At 40.7% G+C, this 18,163-nt stretch carries 17 protein-coding genes and 1 pseudogene; 10 read left to right on the forward strand and 8 right to left on the reverse strand.

The genetic code is table 11. The features are described from left to right. Window positions 1-98: 98 nt before the first annotated feature. Both J576_RS12185 and J576_RS12190 read right to left on the reverse strand, forming a co-directional pair. Window positions 99-938 (reverse strand): annotated as a pseudogene (locus tag J576_RS12185) (YifB family Mg chelatase-like AAA ATPase); the annotation flags it as partial. A gap of 65 nt (window positions 939-1,003) precedes the next feature. Continuing rightward, complete coding sequence (locus J576_RS12190) at window positions 1,004-1,231, reverse strand: accessory factor UbiK family protein (protein ID WP_002048939.1); 228 nt, start codon at window positions 1,229-1,231, stop codon at window positions 1,004-1,006. Window positions 1,232-1,510: 279 nt separating this feature from the next. Here J576_RS12190 and glnK point away from each other — a divergent pair, with 279 nt between their 5' ends. From glnK to J576_RS12220, 6 genes are all read left to right on the forward strand, one after another. After that, entirely contained in the window at window positions 1,511-1,849 is a 339-nt protein-coding gene (glnK, locus tag J576_RS12195; protein ID WP_000780326.1) for a P-II family nitrogen regulator, read from the forward strand. Between the two features lie 57 nt (window positions 1,850-1,906). Beyond that, window positions 1,907-3,304 carry an ammonium transporter gene (locus J576_RS12200; RefSeq protein ID WP_002048891.1) on the forward strand — a complete coding sequence of 466 codons (1,398 nt, stop codon included), beginning with the start codon at window positions 1,907-1,909 and terminating at the stop codon, window positions 3,302-3,304. 160 nt (window positions 3,305-3,464) lie between these two features. Beyond that, window positions 3,465-3,923: a transcriptional regulator NrdR gene (gene nrdR / locus J576_RS12205; RefSeq protein ID WP_004710970.1), complete on the forward strand. Its 459-nt coding sequence runs from the start codon at window positions 3,465-3,467 to the stop codon at window positions 3,921-3,923. A gap of 15 nt (window positions 3,924-3,938) precedes the next feature. Next, complete coding sequence (ribD, locus tag J576_RS12210) at window positions 3,939-5,024, forward strand: bifunctional diaminohydroxyphosphoribosylaminopyrimidine deaminase/5-amino-6-(5-phosphoribosylamino)uracil reductase RibD (RefSeq protein ID WP_002048954.1); 1,086 nt, start codon at window positions 3,939-3,941, stop codon at window positions 5,022-5,024. Further along, a complete protein-coding gene (locus tag J576_RS12215; RefSeq protein WP_002048941.1) occupies window positions 5,021-6,313 on the forward strand; it encodes a DNA adenine methylase in 1,293 nt (430 codons plus the stop codon). The genes ribD and J576_RS12215 overlap by 4 nt, the downstream gene beginning before the upstream one ends. 42 nt (window positions 6,314-6,355) lie before the next feature. Then, window positions 6,356-7,015 (forward strand): riboflavin synthase, encoded by a 660-nt coding sequence (locus J576_RS12220; RefSeq protein ID WP_002048938.1) that lies wholly within the window; start codon window positions 6,356-6,358, stop codon window positions 7,013-7,015. Window positions 7,016-7,075: 60 nt separating this feature from the next. Here the strand turns inward: J576_RS12220 and J576_RS12225 are convergent, their stop codons facing one another. The 4 genes from J576_RS12225 to J576_RS12240 all read right to left on the reverse strand — a co-directional run bounded on the left by J576_RS12225 (window position 7,076) and on the right by J576_RS12240 (window position 9,950). Then, window positions 7,076-7,294, reverse strand: a complete 219-nt coding sequence (locus J576_RS12225; RefSeq protein WP_002048916.1) for a hypothetical protein — start codon at window positions 7,292-7,294, stop codon at window positions 7,076-7,078. 130 nt (window positions 7,295-7,424) lie between these two features. Next, window positions 7,425-8,063, reverse strand: coding sequence for a cell division protein BlhA (gene blhA, locus J576_RS12230; protein WP_081400894.1), 639 nt, complete (start codon window positions 8,061-8,063; stop codon window positions 7,425-7,427). A 38-nt stretch (window positions 8,064-8,101) separates the two neighbouring features. Further along, complete coding sequence (locus J576_RS12235) at window positions 8,102-8,509, reverse strand: DNA polymerase III subunit chi (RefSeq protein ID WP_002048977.1); 408 nt, start codon at window positions 8,507-8,509, stop codon at window positions 8,102-8,104. Then, window positions 8,502-9,950, reverse strand: coding sequence for a leucyl aminopeptidase (locus J576_RS12240; RefSeq protein WP_002048896.1), 1,449 nt, complete (start codon window positions 9,948-9,950; stop codon window positions 8,502-8,504). Before J576_RS12240 ends, J576_RS12235 begins: the two co-directional genes overlap by 8 nt. A gap of 143 nt (window positions 9,951-10,093) precedes the next feature. Here J576_RS12240 and lptF point away from each other — a divergent pair, with 143 nt between their 5' ends. The 4 genes from lptF to J576_RS12260 all read left to right on the forward strand — a co-directional run bounded on the left by lptF (window position 10,094) and on the right by J576_RS12260 (window position 15,137). After that, on the forward strand, window positions 10,094-11,194 hold the full coding sequence (gene lptF / locus J576_RS12245) for an LPS export ABC transporter permease LptF (protein WP_002048889.1): 1,101 nt from the start codon (window positions 10,094-10,096) through the stop codon (window positions 11,192-11,194). Further along, on the forward strand, window positions 11,194-12,264 hold the full coding sequence (lptG, locus tag J576_RS12250; protein ID WP_032031188.1) for an LPS export ABC transporter permease LptG: 1,071 nt from the start codon (window positions 11,194-11,196) through the stop codon (window positions 12,262-12,264). Before lptF ends, lptG begins: the two co-directional genes overlap by 1 nt. A gap of 125 nt (window positions 12,265-12,389) precedes the next feature. After that, window positions 12,390-13,937 carry a 2,3-bisphosphoglycerate-independent phosphoglycerate mutase gene (gene gpmI / locus J576_RS12255; protein WP_002048914.1) on the forward strand — a complete coding sequence of 516 codons (1,548 nt, stop codon included), beginning with the start codon at window positions 12,390-12,392 and terminating at the stop codon, window positions 13,935-13,937. A gap of 15 nt (window positions 13,938-13,952) precedes the next feature. Further along, window positions 13,953-15,137 (forward strand): S41 family peptidase, encoded by a 1,185-nt coding sequence (locus J576_RS12260; protein ID WP_002048911.1) that lies wholly within the window; start codon window positions 13,953-13,955, stop codon window positions 15,135-15,137. A gap of 3 nt (window positions 15,138-15,140) precedes the next feature. Here J576_RS12260 and J576_RS12265 read toward each other — a convergent pair whose 3' ends face one another. Next, on the reverse strand, window positions 15,141-16,562 hold the full coding sequence (locus J576_RS12265; protein ID WP_002048902.1) for a sigma-54-dependent transcriptional regulator: 1,422 nt from the start codon (window positions 16,560-16,562) through the stop codon (window positions 15,141-15,143). Window positions 16,563-16,585: 23 nt separating this feature from the next. Next, window positions 16,586-18,154 carry a sensor histidine kinase gene (locus tag J576_RS12270; protein WP_025467730.1) on the reverse strand — a complete coding sequence of 523 codons (1,569 nt, stop codon included), beginning with the start codon at window positions 18,152-18,154 and terminating at the stop codon, window positions 16,586-16,588. Window positions 18,155-18,163 lie beyond the last annotated feature (9 nt).

The raw sequence follows: 18,163 nt of genomic DNA on the forward strand, positions 1-18,163 counted from the left end.
ATTTTTACAAAATGAAAAATTAAAGCTTATAGATAATATAATTTTTATTCTTGCTCTAGTTTATTTGTGTAAACTCTGATTTATTTGTGGAACTGACAACCGCCCCCAACTAGTGCAATTGCTGAGGCTGTATGGTGGGGTGCACGAAAAGGGCGCTGTCCAAAAATATGCGGTGTATTTGAAATCGAATAAATACTCGCAACTTCAAGCGTTTCTTGAGTAGAAAGTGGTGGTAAAATTGAAGGAAGACGTGAGGCGAGTAAAGTCTTACCTGTACCCGGTGGTCCTTTAAAGAGCAGGGAGTGCCCTCCAGCAGCTGCAATTTCCAGTGCACGACGTGGACGTAGCTGACCTTTTACATCAGCAAGGTCAAATTTATACGGCATGTCATGTGAGCGGGAAGATGATTGCACCTGAGATAGCTTGGTATTTCCTAAAAAGTGTTCACAAACTTCTTTTAAATGACTAACCGGATAACACTCAAGATTTGGTAAATGACTAATATCTTGACTATTATCTTGGGGTAAAACAATTTTATGCTGGGCTTGTTGGCAGGCCATTGCCATAGTTAAAGCACCTGAAATAGGTCTTACATGACCATCTAGTGCTAACTCTCCAATAAATTCAAAGTCTTCAGTGCAGTTCTCTGGAAGCTGACCTGAGGCAATTAATATCCCTAATGCAATCGGTAAATCTAAACGTGAACCATCTTTGGGCAAATCTGCGGGAGCAAGATTAATAGTCAGCCGTTTAGTCGGAAACTGAAATCCACTATTAATAATGGCTGAGCGAACCCTGTCCTTACTCTCCCTGACTGCTGCTTCAGCAAGCCCTACGATCGTTAGAGAAGGTAAGCCTTGACTCACATGTACCTCTACTTCAATGAGAGGCGCATGTAAGCCTAAAAGTCCCCGAGTATAAATTTTAGAAAAAGACATCTTCTTGTTCCATTCTGGTGCTTAATTTTTAATCGTTGTAAAGTATAAGTGCGCTACATTGGTGCTTATTTTTTATTCTTTAAAGTTTCTTCTAATAGACTTACTTGTTTTTGTAGCTCTTCTAAACGTTGGTTGGCTAAATGAAGTGCAGTTTTTTGTCTTTCGATTTCTTGTTTAGACACGAGGTCTAATTTCTCGACAGTTTCATTTAATAATGCACGTAAGTTTTTTTCTAAATCTTTTTTAGGCTCGTCAATTTGTTCCAAAATAGCCTGTAATAGAGTTTCTAGCATGAGATATCCAAACTGTTGTATTACCTTATGCTTGCCAGTTTAACACTGCTTGAACCTCGTATATAGGCTTCTTGGCTTTTCCATATTGGATAACGATAAAATGAAATAAAAACAGGACTGCAAATTCATTTTATTTTTAGTAGCTCATCTACATCTTGATAACTAAATAGGTTATAAAGAAAGCTCATGCAAAAGATTCATCTCCTCCAACCTTTGAAATATTGGCATGAAAATTGAACATAAAACCTTACTGGTGAAAAGAAGCCGAAGGAAACAAACATGAAGCTTGTAACTGCAATTGTAAAACCGTTTAAATTGGATGATGTGCGTGAAGCACTCTCTGACATTGGTGTACAAGGGATTACCGTAACTGAAGTTAAAGGTTTTGGTCGTCAAAAAGGGCATACAGAACTTTACCGCGGCGCGGAGTATGTGGTTGATTTCTTACCTAAAGTAAAAATCGAAATTGCGATTAGCGATGAAATGGTCGACGCAGTAATTGAGTCAATTACTCGTGTGGCAAGCACTGGGAAAATCGGCGACGGTAAGATTTTTGTGACTAATCTGGAACAAGTCATCCGTATCCGTACGGGTGAAACAGGACCAGATGCTGTCTAAATTGGCACAAAGCTTGCTGAGCAATAAATAGCTCGCAAATGAGGTTGGGGGACACGAATGAAAAAAATGCTTATGGCGCTGAGTCTAACAGGCGCACTTTTGGGTGGTACTGCCGCTTGGGCAGAAGAGACTGTAACAACACCGACATCTGAGGTTACAGCAACATCAACGTCTGCAGCACCTGCAACATCTGCAGCAGCACCAGCAGCTGCCGCAACTCCGGCAGCTCCAGCACCGACACCAAAACTCGATACAGGCGATACATCTTGGATTTTAGTTTCAACAGCTTTAGTACTGTTGATGACGATTCCTGGCTTGGCATTGTTCTACGGCGGTATGGTCCGTAAGAAAAACGTATTAAGTACCATGATGTTCAGCCTTTCTGCTGCAATTTTGGTAAGTTTGCTTTGGGTGATTGCTGGTTATTCACTCGCGTTCTCTGGCACAGGTGCATACTTTGGTGACTTGTCTAAAGCGATGCTCAATGGCGTAGGTTTTAACGCACTAAGTGGAACAATTCCTGAAAGCTTATTTGTTATTTTCCAAATGACTTTTGCCATCATTACTGTCGCAATTTTGAGTGGTTCGATTGCTGACCGTATGAAATATTCAGCTTTCATGGCCTTTATTACAATTTGGGTACTTGTGGTTTATGCGCCAATTACTCACTGGGTGTGGGCAACAGATGGTTGGTTATTTAAAGCAGGCGCATTAGATTTTGCTGGTGGTACAGTTGTACATATCAACTCTGGTGTTGCAGGTTTAGTCGCAGCTTACATGCTTGGTAAGCGTATTGGCCTTGGCCGTGAATCTATGGCACCGCATAACTTAACTTTAACTGTAATCGGTGCAAGCTTACTTTGGGTAGGTTGGTTCGGCTTCAATGGTGGTAGTGCGTTAGGCGCTGGTGCTCGTGCAAGTATGGCAATTTTAGTGACTCAAGTTGCTGCCGCTGCTGCTGCCTTCTCTTGGTTAGTTGTAGAACGTATGATTCGTGGTAAAGCTTCTGTATTAGGTGGTGCATCTGGTGCTGTGGCTGGTTTGGTTGTGATTACACCAGCAGCAGGTTTCGTCGGCGTAGGCGGAGCTCTAGTGATGGGCTTAATCGGTGGTGTAGTCTGCTTCTGGGGTATTACAGCACTTAAACGTTTACTCAAAGCGGATGATGCATTAGATGCCTTTGGTTTACATGCAGTAGGTGGTATTGTCGGCGCGATTTTAACTGGCGTGTTCTACAGTGATGAAATCATTAAAGCAGCTAGTGTGACTTTAGCACCAACATTTGCAGGCCAATTGTGGGTACAAGTTGAAGGTGTACTTGCAACTATGGTTTACAGCGGTATTGCAACCTTCATTATTCTTAAAGTAATTGATGTGGTGATTGGTCTGCGTGTTAATGCCGATGATGAACGTATGGGTCTGGATTTAAGCCAACATGGCGAACGTATTGAATAATTCATAATATATTTGCTGTACTAAAAACAGTCTTGGGCTGTGATCAAAGCGATGCTTTGATGTGGCTCAGGGCTGTTTTTTTGTCTCATAGAATGCTGGTTCAGTAAGCGTAGAAATTTTGCTACACTAGGTCAAAGTAATTGACCCTATTAAGTCCGCTATGCATTGTCCATTTTGCAACGCCGCAGATAGTAAAGTCATCGATTCTCGGCTGGCCGCAGAAGGCTGTCAGATTCGTCGACGTCGTGAGTGTGTAGTTTGCGGTGAACGTTTTACCACTTTTGAAAGCTATGAAGTGGTGATGCCCCGTGTGATCAAATCGAATGGAAAGAATGAGCCATTCGATGAAGCGAAGCTACGTCGTTCACTTATGCATGCTTTACAAAAGCGTCCAGTGACACAAGAGCAGATCGAAACGGTTCTGAGTGATATTCAATTGCAGATTCGCCGTTTAGGTGAACGTGATGTTAAGTCTAGAACTATTGGTGAAATTGTCATGCAATCTTTATTTGCACTTGATCATGTTGCCTATGTTCGTTTTGCTTCGGTTTATCAAGACTTTCAGGATGTTGAAGCGTTTCGCCGTCAAATTGAGCAAATGCAACAACGTGAACATTAATCATTTGAGATTTATATGTCTGAGTTGAAACAAGATCAGTACTGGATGCAGCAAGCCATTGAACTTGCCAAACGAGGACTCTATTCGACAAAACCAAATCCAAATGTCGGTTGTGTTATTGTCAAAGACAATCAAGTGATTGGTGAAGGTTTTCATCCGAAAGCTGGTCAACCTCATGCTGAAGTTTTTGCGCTGCGTCAGGCGGGTGAACAAGCACAAGGTGCAACTGCTTATGTGACGCTTGAGCCTTGTGCTCATTATGGACGAACCCCACCGTGTGCTGAGGCGTTGGTTAAGGCGCAGGTTAAAAAAGTGGTGGTGGCGTGTCCCGATCCCAATCCGCTTGTTGCAGGTAAAGGTGTTCAGATCTTAAAAAATGCCGGTATTGAAGTAGAAATCGGGATTTGTGAAGATTTAGCAGCCAAACTTAATCAAGGCTTTTTAAAAGCGATGTCTACGGGCATGCCATATGTGCGTTTAAAAGTTGCTTCTAGTTTAGATGGGCGTACTGCAATGGCATCGGGTGAGTCGAAGTGGATTACTGGTTCTGCTGCTCGTCAAGATGTCCAACATTGGCGTGCGATTTCAGGTGCCGTGATTACAGGTATTGATACGGTGATTGCTGATGACTGTCAGCTTAATGTACGGTCACTCCATAATCTTGATATCGAAACAGTTGTGCAGCCAAAACGGGTAATTCTAGATCGAAGAGGGCGTTTACCGCTTACCGCTAAAATTTTAGAAAATCCTGAAACTGTCATGGTGATGGGGCCATATCGTCAGGAACTTGCTGACTTAGGCGTGATACAATTAGAAATTCAGCCTTTAAAAACACTATTACAGGCCTTATCTAAGCAATACCAAATTTATGATGTGCTGGTTGAAGCTGGCGCAACATTGTCTACCGTCTTTTTGCAAGAAGGTTTGGTGGATGAAATGATCAGTTATGTTGCTCCGACTTTATTGGGGCAAAGTGCAAGAGCCATGTTCAACGCAGATTTTGAATATATGGCACAGCAACTTCGTTTTAAACTTCTTGATGTAATACAACTTGATCAAGATATACGCTTAAGGTTAATCCCTACGCAAGAGAAAGTATGAATTCAGAGCCTTCGGTTTACCACAAACGTCGTCATGCAGCCCGCACGACAGACGAATATCTTTTTCATCAGCTTGTACCATACTTGGGTAACAAGCGCCGATTGCTCCACTTGATTTTAGAAGCTCTGGAAATTACAGGGACGCTGAACAGCAAGAAAAAGAATCCTCCGATTTTTGCCGACTTCTTCGCAGGTAGTGGTGTGGTGTCTCGCTTGGCACGTCAAAACGGTTACCGAGTCATTGCAAATGACTGGGAACCTTATAGCCATGCTTTAAATCATGCAATTTTAGCGTGTGTCGATGCACCCGCGTTTAAAGAGCTTGGTGGCTACCAGAAAGCGATTGATTATTTAAATCGTTTACCTGAGGTTAAAGGTTGGGTAACGCATAACCTTTGCCCTCGTAATGATGATGTATACGATCCTTCGCGTGACCGTTTGTTTTTTAAGCGTCGTAATGGTATGCGCATTGATGCGATTCGCCAGCAGATTGCAACATGGCAAGCACAAGGCGCAATTAATGATGTAGAAATGAGTGCCTTGCTTGCGCCATTACTCTATTCGGCAAGTTTTGTGAGTAATACCAGTGGTGTATTTAAAAGCTTCCACCAAGGGTGGGGCGGACGTACACAAACGGCCTTAGAACGAATTAAATCATTGCTGTGGCTCACACCGAGCCGTTTTTGTGAGATTGGTGACCGTAAACGCCCTGCTGCTGAAATGTGGTGTGTAGATGCTCAGCATTTAGCAAACCAGATGAGCGGTTTTGAAGTAGATGTAGCCTATCTTGATCCACCTTATAACCAGCATGCTTATAGTAGTAACTACCATGTTCTAAATGCATTGACGTTATGGGATCAAGTCGATTTACCACCGCCAGATACGAAAGGCTATAAGAGTGGTATTGACCGTGCATGGCGTAAAGAACGTCCAAGTCCTTATAACTCTTCTAAACATGCAAAAGATGCGTATGAAAAATTACTTTCAACCATCAATGCACGTTATATTCTGACCAGTTATTCGACCGATGGTAATATTGAGCCAAAAGACTTACTGATGGCCAATCTGGAGCGTGGAAAAGTCACTTTATTGACTCAAGATGTTCCACGTTATCGCGTAAGTAAACAACGTCAGTCAGAGCGCGCACGTGTGCTTGAGTTTATTGTGATTACAGATACTCATGCCAAACCAGGGCCGCCGTTACGTCAGTTGTTAGGCCAGCTTTACCACTTTGCCGAGCTAGGTGGTGTAGATACTTCAGGTAACAGTACGCAGCTCGCACTTTGGTAAGCGCTGCAATTTAAGCAGTGTAAAAGATTTGGAGATTGAGCCATGTTTACAGGCATTATTGAAAGTTTAGGTAAAGTAGAAAGCCTGCAAAGTGTAGGTGGCGATGTGCGTTTACGTATTCAAACCGATTTGGATATGTCGGATGTACATTTAGGTGACTCAATTGCAACCAATGGGATCTGTCTCACCGTTATTGAGTGGGGAGACAACTGGTACGCAGCTGATGTTTCTCGCGAAAGTTTAAACCGTACCACTTTAAGTAACTGGAAAGTGGGTCAACGTGTCAATGTGGAAAAGGCGATGCTGCCAACAACCCGTTTTGGTGGACACATTGTAAGTGGTCATGTTGATGGTGTAGGTGAAATTACCGTAGTCCGTGAAGATGCTCGCTCAATTTATTATGAAGTGACAGCACCTGTAGAACTTGCTAAATACTTAGCAGAGAAAGGTTCTGTGACAGTAGATGGTATTAGTTTAACCATTAATCATTTACGCGGTAATATTTTAAGTTTGAACTTAATTCCGCACACAGCAGAACGTACCAATATTGGAACCTGGCAAGTCGGTAGCAAAGTTAACCTAGAAGTCGATGTATTAGCGCGTTATATTGAGCGTTTATTACTGGGTGATAAAGCTGCTGAACAAAAAACCGAGTCAAATATTAGTATGGCTTTCTTAGCTGAAAATGGCTTTTTAAAATAAAGTTTTAAATCGCTAAAATAAAAAAACCGGACATATGTTCCGGTTTTTTTATTTTAAAAATTAATGCTTGGTGAGAGTAACCGAGTGTGTGCCTACCCATGGTTTATTATGCTGGGTGCGTGTAATTGAAAACTCCCCTTTTTCTGATGCTCGTGTAAGCAAGATTGAAAGCGAATTAAAGTCATTGTGACTCATATAAAGTTCTTGTGCTGAAAATGTCCATTGCTCACCCTGATTAAGCTGCTCAAGTTGCATTGAAATCTGATGTGGAATGTCCATTTTTACCCTCATTAATTTTCATAAATACACATACGTTATTCTAATAATTATTTGAACTAAAAGAATATTATGCATGACTATTTTGTGACAATTAAATGTCATTTTTATGACAAGGAGCGTTGTATAAACTTTACTTTTCTATTTTTTCATCAGAAAACTTAGAATTTTTTAAAATATATTCAATTTCTTCTTGAGCTGCCGAATTTAGCTTAGCTCGGAAAGCCGTAACAGACTGTTCAATTAAGCTCTCAGCTTCAAGTTCTAAACGAATGCGTAAACTTTCAAGCTCAGATAAGATTTGATCATCGGTAATGCTAAGTTTTACGCCAGAAGAGTAGTTCACTGCTGGTGTTTCAGGGTTTTTCTGGTAACGTGCAGTTTGTTCAGCAACTTCTTGTTCTAAATGACTGCGGAAAGCTTGTAGAGCTTGAGTTTGTTCACTAAATTTACGAACTTCGTCTGCTTGTAATTCAGCAGCATAGGCTGCTTCCATTGCGCGCTTATCTGCAAGAGACTTTTCTAAAGCAAGCTGACGACGAATACGTGCCTGTTCGATTAACTCTGCTTTTAAGTCAGCATAAGCTTTTTCAATGTTTTGCTGTGATTCTAGCTGTGCCTTCTCATCATTGAGTACCCAAAGTTGAATAGGTGTCTGAGGCTCTAATAAATCACAAATACGTGCCAAATCCTGTTGATAGGCATGACGGACAGCTTCAGGCGCATTTAACCATCTTTTTTTAAAATCTTGCCCGACATTTAATGCCACCACAGTTCTCCTTTGCTCAACAGTATCTACATTTTAGCGCGTTATAATTTAAAGGTTCGAGGTTCTATACCTAAACGACGATACATTTTAAATTTTTCTCGGCCAATTTGCTTGGCTGCTTCATTATTTTCAACAATTTCTATAATGTGGCTAAAATGATTCACTTGTTCAAGTGCATGATTGTTAAAATTAAATACCAACCAGCCTTGTTCAGAAGGTTGTTTAGCCGAAATACATACTGCTGCGTCTGTCTGATCAATCCCATGCGCAATGAAACTGGTCGGATCAAAGCTCCACAATTTTTCATCAAGTGTTTGTTGTAACTGTACATCTGGGCAATACCACCAGATGTTTGAATGCTTTAGTAAGATCTTTCGACATAAACGGCAAGCACTATCGACTTGCCGTTCTTCACTGGTTTCAAACAGATAAAAGCTAACTTTAACCATTCGTATTTACACGGTTAGCCAAGAATTGCATAAGTAGTGGTACTGGACGACCAGTCGCACCTTTTGCTGTACCTGATAACCACGCTGTTCCTGCTACATCTAGATGAGCCCAACGATAGTCACGAGTAAAACGCTCAAGGAAGCAGGCTGCTGTAATTGCACCACCGTGTGGTCCACCAATGTTAGCGATATCTGCAAAAGGTGAGTCCAATAGTTCTTGATAATCATCAATCACTGGCATGCGCCATACACGGTCGAATGACTGCTCACCAGCTTGTTGTAGCTCAGTTGCTAAAGCATCGTCAGGAGAGAATAAACCGCTTAACACTTTACCTAATGCCACTACACAAGCACCAGTTAATGTTGCGATATCAATCACAACTGCCGGATTGAAACGTTTGATATACGTTAACGTATCGCAAAGAACTAAACGGCCTTCAGCGTCAGTATTTAAAATTTCAACAGTTTGGCCGCTCATGGTCGTTACGATATCGCCTGGGCGGGTCGCTTTACCCGAAGGCATATTTTCTGCTGCTGCAATCGCACCTACCACATGAATTGGAAGGCGTGCTTCACATAGTGCGCGAATCGTACCAAGTACAGAGGCTGCACCACACATATCGAACTTCATTTCATCCATGCCAAGGCCTGGTTTTAAAGAAATACCGCCTGTATCAAAAGTAACGCCTTTGCCGACAAGTACGACAGGGGCTTGTTCAAGCTGTGCTTGGTATTCAAGAGTGACAATACGACCCGGACGCTCAGATCCTTTACTCACAGCAAGGAAAGCATACATGCCTAAGTCAGCCATTTGCTGCTCATTTAAGACAGTCACTTTGAGTAAATCAGGGAATTCTGCTGCTAAAGCTAAAGCCTGTTCAGCCAAATATTCAGGGAAACAGATATTACCTGGACGGTTACCTAAGTCACGCGCAAAAGATTGACCAGATTGTACGGCATGTACTAAAGCAAGTTGATTTTCATTAAGGCTAGTATGTGGACTAATTAAATCAACTTGTTGTAACACAAATTCATTTTTTTTCGATTTAAACTCATCATAACCATAAGCTGCTTGAGTTAAGCTTAATGCAAATAAATAATGGTATTCGACAGGTAATGCAGCAATATCAATTGCGATATGCTTAAATTTATTTTGTGTCGATTTGATAATGGTTTGCGCCAATTTTGCTAACTTAACTGCTTGAAGTTCAGCTGCTTTTCCTAAACCAATTAGTTGGCTGTGAGGTTGAGTGCTAAGCTGACCAAATAATGGCAGTGTCTCATTGAAGTTAGCTTTATATTGAGTCGCCGTAAGAATACTTTCTAGGTTATTGATTTGATATGTATTGAGGTTGCTTTGTAGCTGTTCTGAATCAACTAAAACCCACAAAGATTCATTAGATGTTTGTTCAGGAAAAGTTGTATAAGTTGTAAATTTCATGGCTGCCGTGATTGCCTATAGAAAGTTATGTTGGATTAAAACATTGAAACACTTTCAAGCATAGCGTTGCAATGTGCGGTTTTATATTTTTAACATTCGGGTAAACTAGCGTTCGTCCCGTTTAGCCTTTTGGAAGTATTAATTTGATTATTCGGCGTTATCTCGTCAAGCAAGTTGTCTCTACCTCATTGGTGGTCATCGCATTATTGACCCTAATCATGATGGGTGGTCGTCTGATCAAATACTTTGGTGTGGCGGCACAGGGGCGTTTAGATGCAAGTATTTTATTTAGCATCATTGGATACCGTTTACCTGAATTTTTAACCCTCATTTTACCACTGGGATTTTTTATTGGTTTAATGTTGGTATTTGGTCGTTTATATGTTGACCATGAAATGGCTGTCTTGAATGGTAGCGGGGTAAGCCGTCATCAATTGGCACGCTTACTCATTCCAATGACACTGGTTTATATGGTTTGTCAGTCTGTGCTTATGCTGTGGATGACGCCGTGGGGACTACGTGAATTTGAAAAATTAACAACGACCCAAGCTGTACGGACAGGCTTTGACTTGGTTCGACCAAGAGAGTTTATTTCTTCAGGACCTTATACGATTTATGCAGGTTCACTGTCGGAAGACCGTAAAAACCTCAAAGATATTTTCTTTTACCAGCGGGCTGCCAAAGAAGGCAAACCAGATGTCATGATTTTGGCGAAAGAGGCGACACGTGTTGAGGTTGCCAATGATACTGCCAATGTCGTCGATCTGGTTCAAGGGCGCCGTTATGAAATATATCCGGGACAACCTAAATATACGCAAGCAGAGTTTCAGTCTTATCGTTTAAGACTTGAGAATGATAAAGACGTCAAGTTTGAGAGTAGTGACGTAGAGGCACTTCCAACCTCTAAACTATTGGCTAAAACAAATGATCCAGTCATTAGAAGTGAATTAGGTTGGCGTTTATTCGGTCCGTTTACCATTATTGTTGCTCTCATGATGTCGGTTGCGTTGTCTGAGGTGAGTCCTCGACAAGGTCGTTATTATCGTCTCATTCCATCTATTTTTATTTTTGCGAGCTTGATTGTACTTATGATTGCGATTAAGACTCGTATTAGTAAAGGTGAGCTCGATATTTGGGCGTATCCAGCGGCTTTATTGGTTTATGCAATTGCAGCTGCCTTATTTTCTCGTAAACAGAAATTAGGGCCGAAAATCAAGAAACAGATCAAGCGAGTGAAATTATAATGTTAGCACGTCGAATAGTCGCCAAATATGTGACGAAAACCACTGCGCTTGCAATGTTTGGTACCACCATTGTCTTATCTGTTTTGCAAGTCTTGTTTACCTATTTAGGTGAACTGGGTGAGTTAAAGCCTGACTATAATGCATGGCAAGCTTTTATCTATGTGTTATGGGGTGCTCCTCGTTATCTATATGAAATTTTGCCTATTTCAGCCTTAATTGGTGCGGTAATTGGATTAGGCGCTTTAGCATCCAACAGTGAACTCATCGTGATGCGCTCGGTTGGGATCAGCTTATGGCGTATTGTGGGCTGGGTAATGCGCTCAGCTTTGCTACTGATTGTTTTATCTTTTGCGTTAAGTGAATGGGTTGTTCCCTATACCAATGAGAAAGCACAAAGTATCAAAAGTCATCGTTCAGTTGCTGCTCTAGGCGAAGTAAAAGGCTATTGGTCAAGAGAAGGGCAACGCTTTATTTATATTGACTATGCGAACTCACAAGGAAACTTAAGAGATATTCAGGTTGTCGACTTTGATAAAGAATATCACTTGCAGTCTGTAATTAATGCAGAGCAAGGAAAGTTTATTAAAGACGGTCAATGGTCTTTGCAAAAAGCCAGCCAGACAGACATTCTTACAGATGGTAATTCGATACTAAATAATCATGATCAGCAGTCTTTAGGGTTGGCTCTACAACCTAAATATGTCCACATGGTGACTTTAGACCCTGAAGACTTATCTCCAAGTCAGCTCATTAGTTTTATGCGCTATATGGATGAATATAGCCAAGTTCCTAAAACTTACCAATTGGCTTTCTGGCAAAAAGTTGCTTCTCCATTTTCATTGATTACACTTGTATTAGTGGCTTGTTCTTTTATTTTTTGTCCACTGCGTCAACAGTCAATGGGCTTTCGTTTGGTGATCGCACTCTTTATCGGTTTAGGCTTTTATTACTTACAAGATTTCTTGGGTTACGCAAGTTTGGTATATGCACCTTCTCCAGCTTGGTTTGTACTTGTACCTATTATTTTAATGTTTGGTGCCGGAAGTTACTTACTTTACCGTGCCCGCTAATTCGAAAGAATATGAATGGCTTTCTCAATGATCTGCATTGGTGAAAGCCATAGGAAAAAATAGAGTCTTCACCGAAAATTCGGTAAGATATTGCGATGAAATTGTAGACAAAAGAGAAATTGATTATGACGGATGCAACTGCTGGCAAGATCCCTCACGTTCTGGTCATTATGGATGGTGTTGGACACCGTGAAGCGATTGAAGATAATGCTTTTCTTGCAGCAAAAACCCCGAATTTAACTGCAATGAAAGCAAAGCATCCAAATAGTCTGATTTCTGGTTCTGGCGAAGATGTAGGTCTACCTGACGGACAAATGGGTAACTCCGAAGTTGGCCATATGAACCTTGGCGCTGGCCGTGTGTTGTACCAAGATTTTACCCGTATTACTAAAGACATTCGTACTGGCGACTTTTTTAAACATGAAGTGTTAATTGACGCTGTTGAAAAAGCAAAAGCGGCAGGCGGTGCAGTTCATATTATGGGCCTACTTTCTGAAGGTGGTGTTCATTCACACGAAGACCATATTGTGGCAATGTGTGAGCTTGCATTAAAACGTGGTGCAAAAGTTTACCTTCATGCATTCCTTGATGGTCGTGATACTCCTCCACGTAGTGCTCAACCTTCATTAGAAAAATTAGACGCTTTATTTGCTCAATATGAAGGCAAAGGACGTATAGCAACTATGATTGGTCGCTATTTTGCAATGGATCGCGATAATCGTTGGGACCGCGTTGAACAGGCTTACCGTTTATTGACTGAAGGTGAAGCTGTTCGTACCGCAAATACTGCAGTTGAAGGTTTAGAGCTTGCCTATGCAGCGAATGAAAATGATGAGTTTGTAAAAGCAACTCGTATTGGTGATGTGGCCAAAGTTCAAGACGGCGATAGCGTTGTTTTCATGAACTTCCGTGCTGACCGTGCTCGTGAAATTACGCGTGCATTTGTTGAAAAAGACTTTGCTGGCTTTGAGCGTAAAGTTGTACCGAACCTTTCTAAATTTGTCATGTTGACGCGTTATCAGGCAAGTATTGATGCACCTGTGGCATATATGCCTGAAGAGTTGAAAAACTCACTTGGTGAATATTTATCTTCTCTTGGTAAAACACAATTACGTATTGCTGAAACAGAAAAATATGCCCATGTGACATTCTTCTTTAGTGGCGGCCGTGAAGATGAATACCCAGGTGAGAAGCGTATTCTCATTCCATCACCAAACGTTGCAACATATGACTTAAAGCCTGAAATGAGTGCTTATGAAGTAACTGATGAACTCGTTAAGGCAATTAACTCAGGTGAGTACGATTTACTTGTTGTGAACTTTGCCAATGGTGATATGGTAGGTCATACAGGCGTATTTGATGCTGCGGTTAAGGCCGTTGAAGCGGTTGATACATGTTTAGGTCGTGTATACGAAGCTGTGATGGCGAAAAAAGGCCACATGCTTATTACTGCTGACCATGGTAACGTTGAGCAAATGCAGGACTATGAAAGTGGGCAGGTTCATACTCAACATACAACAGAGCTTGTACCGTTCATTTATGTTGGTCCAACACAAGCGACTATTGCAGAAGGTGGTGTACTTGCAGATGTTGCACCGACCATCCTTAATCTAATGCAGATTCCTGTACCTGCGGAAATGCAAGGTCGTAATCTGATTACATTATCTGCATAAGCGATAGGTGACTAAATGCTGCAACACAATATATATAAAGCTTTTTTTGGTAGTGTATTGATGTGTTGCAGCCACCTTGCTCTTGCTGCTCCTGTTGTAAAAGAAAAATTATCGCCTCAGCATGCTGATTCACAAGAATCTGAAGAAAGTTATGCAGAAGTCCCTATTGAATCGATTCAGCAGTTTGTACAAATTTACGGAATTGTTCGTGATAACTATGTCGATGAAAAATCGGACGATGCTTTATTTTTACAAGCAATTAAAGGCCTTGTTAGTGGTCTAGACCGTTACTCACGCTATTTGTCAGCTGAAGAATATCGTCAACTCATTCAATATACCGAAGGCGACCTTGCTTCGGTTGATTTCGCGTTAAGTCCAGAAGTACATATTCATAAATGGATGATTCGTGACCTGAAGGCGGGTTCAGACTCATATAAATTAGGCTTAAGAAATGGCCAAACTATTTTAAAGATCGACAACCAAGAGCTTAAGAATCTAACGCAAGATCAAGTATTTGGTTTGCTTTATGGATCGATAGGGTCAACACTTCAAGTACAGACAGAAGAGTCAAATACCCCAATCAGTTTGGTTCGTAATAAAAAGATTGAAACCGATATTGAACCTGTCATGTTACATAATCAGGTATTAGTCTTAAAAATTAGAGTATTCCAGCAAGATACTGCCAATGAGATTAAACGTTTAATTGAAGAAAATAGTTCTTCGCGTTTAAAAGCCGTATTAATTGATTTACGAAATAACCCAGGCGGGCTGTTATCTGCTGCTGTTGAGTCAGCCGATTTATTTTTAAATCATGGCATTATTGTCTCTACAAAAAGTCGTTCGGAAGGTAACCAGCAATTTCAGGCTTTACCGGGCAATGATTTTCAAAATATAAAAGTCGGTATTTTAATTAATCACCGATCTGCATCGGCTGCAGAAGTTTTTACTGCTGCAATGAAAGAGCATCAACGTGCTTGGGTCATTGGTGAGAAAAGTTATGGAAAGGGCGTTGTACAAAAGCTTTTCCCTTTACCAAGTGGGGCAGCTTTACAAATGACGGTCTCACATTACTACACGCCAAATGGTAATATGATTGAAGGGCAAGGTATTCAGCCTAACCAGACTTATCCCTTACCTCCAGAAATGAAAGAAGAAGTGTATTTAGATCGTGTTGCCGATCTACTTCTAAAAAGGAAGTAAGCTTTATACTTCCTGTTCAGTTTCAGTATCTAATCCAAATTTCTTCAAACGATAGCGTAAAGAACGAAACGTCATTCCTAGTTTTTTAGCTGCTAAAGTTCTGTTCCAATGGGTCATATTGAGTGCATTGAGCAAGATATCTTTTTCAATACTTTCTAAATAACGTTCTAGACCCTCACTTGGTAATTTTTTTACAATCTGTGGCGTAGCTACGGGATTCTGCAAGCTTTGAGATACCGTTGCGATTGAATTAGAAATATTTGCTCTTAAAGGGGCTGGGTGCAAATGCGGTACATCAATATTGGCATCGTCACTTAAAGTAATTGCTCGCTCAATCATATTTCTTAATTCGCGAACATTGCCGGGAAAGTGTTGTTGTAGCAGATAAGTTTCAGCAGCCTCAGTTAATTGTTTAAGTGGGGTTTCCCACTCCATACAAATTTTCTGAATAAAGTGATTCGCAAGTAACAAGACATCTTCACCACGTTCGCGTAAAGGCGGTAACATGAGATCCATAACATGGATACGGAAGAATAAATCCTGACGGAATTTGCCTTGTCTAACCAATAAATCTAAGTCTTGATGACTTGCACTAATTACCCGAAAATCAACATCAATTTCCTGATCGGAACCGACAGGACGGATCTTTTTTTCTTGTACCGCACGGAGCAGTTTAACCTGCATACTCAATGGTAATTCGGCAATTTCATCTAAAAATAAACTACCGCCATGAGCCGATAAAATTAGGCCTTGTTTGTCTTGCGTGGCTCCAGTAAAGCTACCTTTTTTATGCCCAAACAGCTCACTTTCCATGAGTTCGGTTGGAATAGCGCCGCAGTTAATCGCAATAAAAGGACCTTCACTACGGTTGCTCAGTCGATGAACTAGGTTAGCAACGACTTCTTTACCTGTTCCAGACTCACCCGTAACAAATACTGGTGCTTGAGAGCGAGCAATTTTTTTAATTGCGATGCGTAATTGTTGAATAGGTAGAGAACGACCGATTAATAATTTGTTTTCTAAAGCACTCTCGGCAAAATCATGCTCTGCTTTTTGCCGATTCAAGGCTTTCTGTAATAACTGATCTAGATGTACTTGGTTGATGGGTTTGCTTACAAAATCAAAAGCACCTGCTTTTAATGCTGCAATTGCAATATCCATATTGCCGTAGGCAGTTAAAACCGCAATGGGTGTGTTGGTGTAATTTTGAGAGACATGTTTGACTAAATCTAACCCACTTCCATCGGGTAGGTTTAAATCGGTTAAACATGCATCGTAATGAAACTGTGTGAAGAGTTGTTTGGCCTGTTCAACCCGATAAGCAAGATGTGTTTTAATCCCCATTCGTGCAAGTGTCATTTGCATTAAAAGGCACAAATCTTCTTCATCGTCTACAAGCAAAACGAGTGGTTGCTGTTCTGCCATTTCCCCAAAAACCTAATAAAAAATCAATATATTATTGGGCATTCTATTCTGAAGCATGCCCCTTGTTTTTGCTCTACATAGGTGAGCTTTGCATGGTTTGCCTCACAAAAACTATGAGACAAGTATAATCCTAAACCAGTTCCATTAATTTCGGTACTAAAAAATGGTTTAAATAATTGAGATATATCACGTTTTGAAACACCTTCACCGTAATCGATCACATCAATATAAATTTTATTTGTTTGTGAATGAATGTTGATCATGACATTCGGTGAGTCGGGTGCATTGTGCCGTAGAGCATTTCGCACCAGATTGATCATGACTTGTCTTAATTGTTTTTCGTCAAATAAAAATTTTAAAGAACGATCAGAAATTTTGAGCTGAATTGAATGCTTAACGTCAGATAAATCTTCATCGAGTAATGTATTTATAAAGTAGTTTAAGTCAATCTGAATGGGGTGTGTTCTTTCACTACGAGCAAGTCCTAAGGTGTCTTGAACAATACTATCAATGCGTTTGGTCTGTTTGCCAATCATATGGCGTAAAGTATTTTGTTGTTCTGGGTCGCTGTCTTTAAGTAGCTCATTTGCTTGAACAATTGCAGCAAGGGGATTGCGAATTTCATGTGCAATACTTGCTGAGAGTTGCCCTAAAGCGGCAAGTTTGAGCTGCTGTGCTTGCTGATTAATTTGCTGGGCATCTTGTAAAATAAGCAGTGTTAGCGCTTGTTGCGGAACTAAAAGATGCTGCACTTTAATATTAATAGAATAGGCTGATAGCCGAGACTCAAAAATAAATCGATCACCTTCTTGTAAGTCACCAAACTTCAATATTTCAAATAAATCAGCATGCCATTTAGCCAAAGGATATTTTTCATTGGCAAACTGGGGAGGAATGCCAAGCAGTGAGCAAGCGGCCGGATTACTGACAACGATGTCGTAGTTTTCATCTAAAACTAAATAGCCTTCTTCGATTTGTTCTAAGATATAACGGTTAATATTTTGTAGTTGATAGAGTTCTATTGATTGGTGAAAGGTGAGTGCTTCAAGTAATTTAAAGCGCTGGACCGCAATTTGTCCGATTCCGTGTACTACAAAAAATAAGAAGGCCAGTAGTGCACTATTACCGATCGTGTTTAGATTGCTGTAGTCGAACAAACTACCCACGAAGCGCTGGTAAATAACCGCAATGATCGCAAGTAAGGTAATGATCAAAGACATTCTTGCGCTGAGCAAAATTGCCGAGGTAAAGATTGCAATTACATAAAGTAGACTAAGCTGTAAATTTGGTTCACCAACAGAAAAAGTCAGTAAACTCAAACAAATAACATCGACAATAAAAAATAAAGCAAGCTGACGTGTTGCTTGAGTCGCAACCAATTTAAAGCCTAACAACTGGACAAGGCTTAAGAGCGAATAGCCGAGTAGTGTGTAGAAATATAAAGCAGGGTGCTGCAAACTATTGTCGGTTTGAGCATTGGTTGAAACCAAAATAATAGTCAGGCTAACCGCAATAATAAGACGGTATAAACCATACCAAGTGCCCAAACGAAAAATCGTATGGGACAGGGATGAATTTAAAGGAGAGTGCATGTAAGTCTG

It is taken from the genome of Acinetobacter sp. 766875, assembly GCF_000582055.1.
Classification (GTDB): Bacteria; Pseudomonadota; Gammaproteobacteria; order Pseudomonadales; family Moraxellaceae; genus Acinetobacter; species Acinetobacter nosocomialis.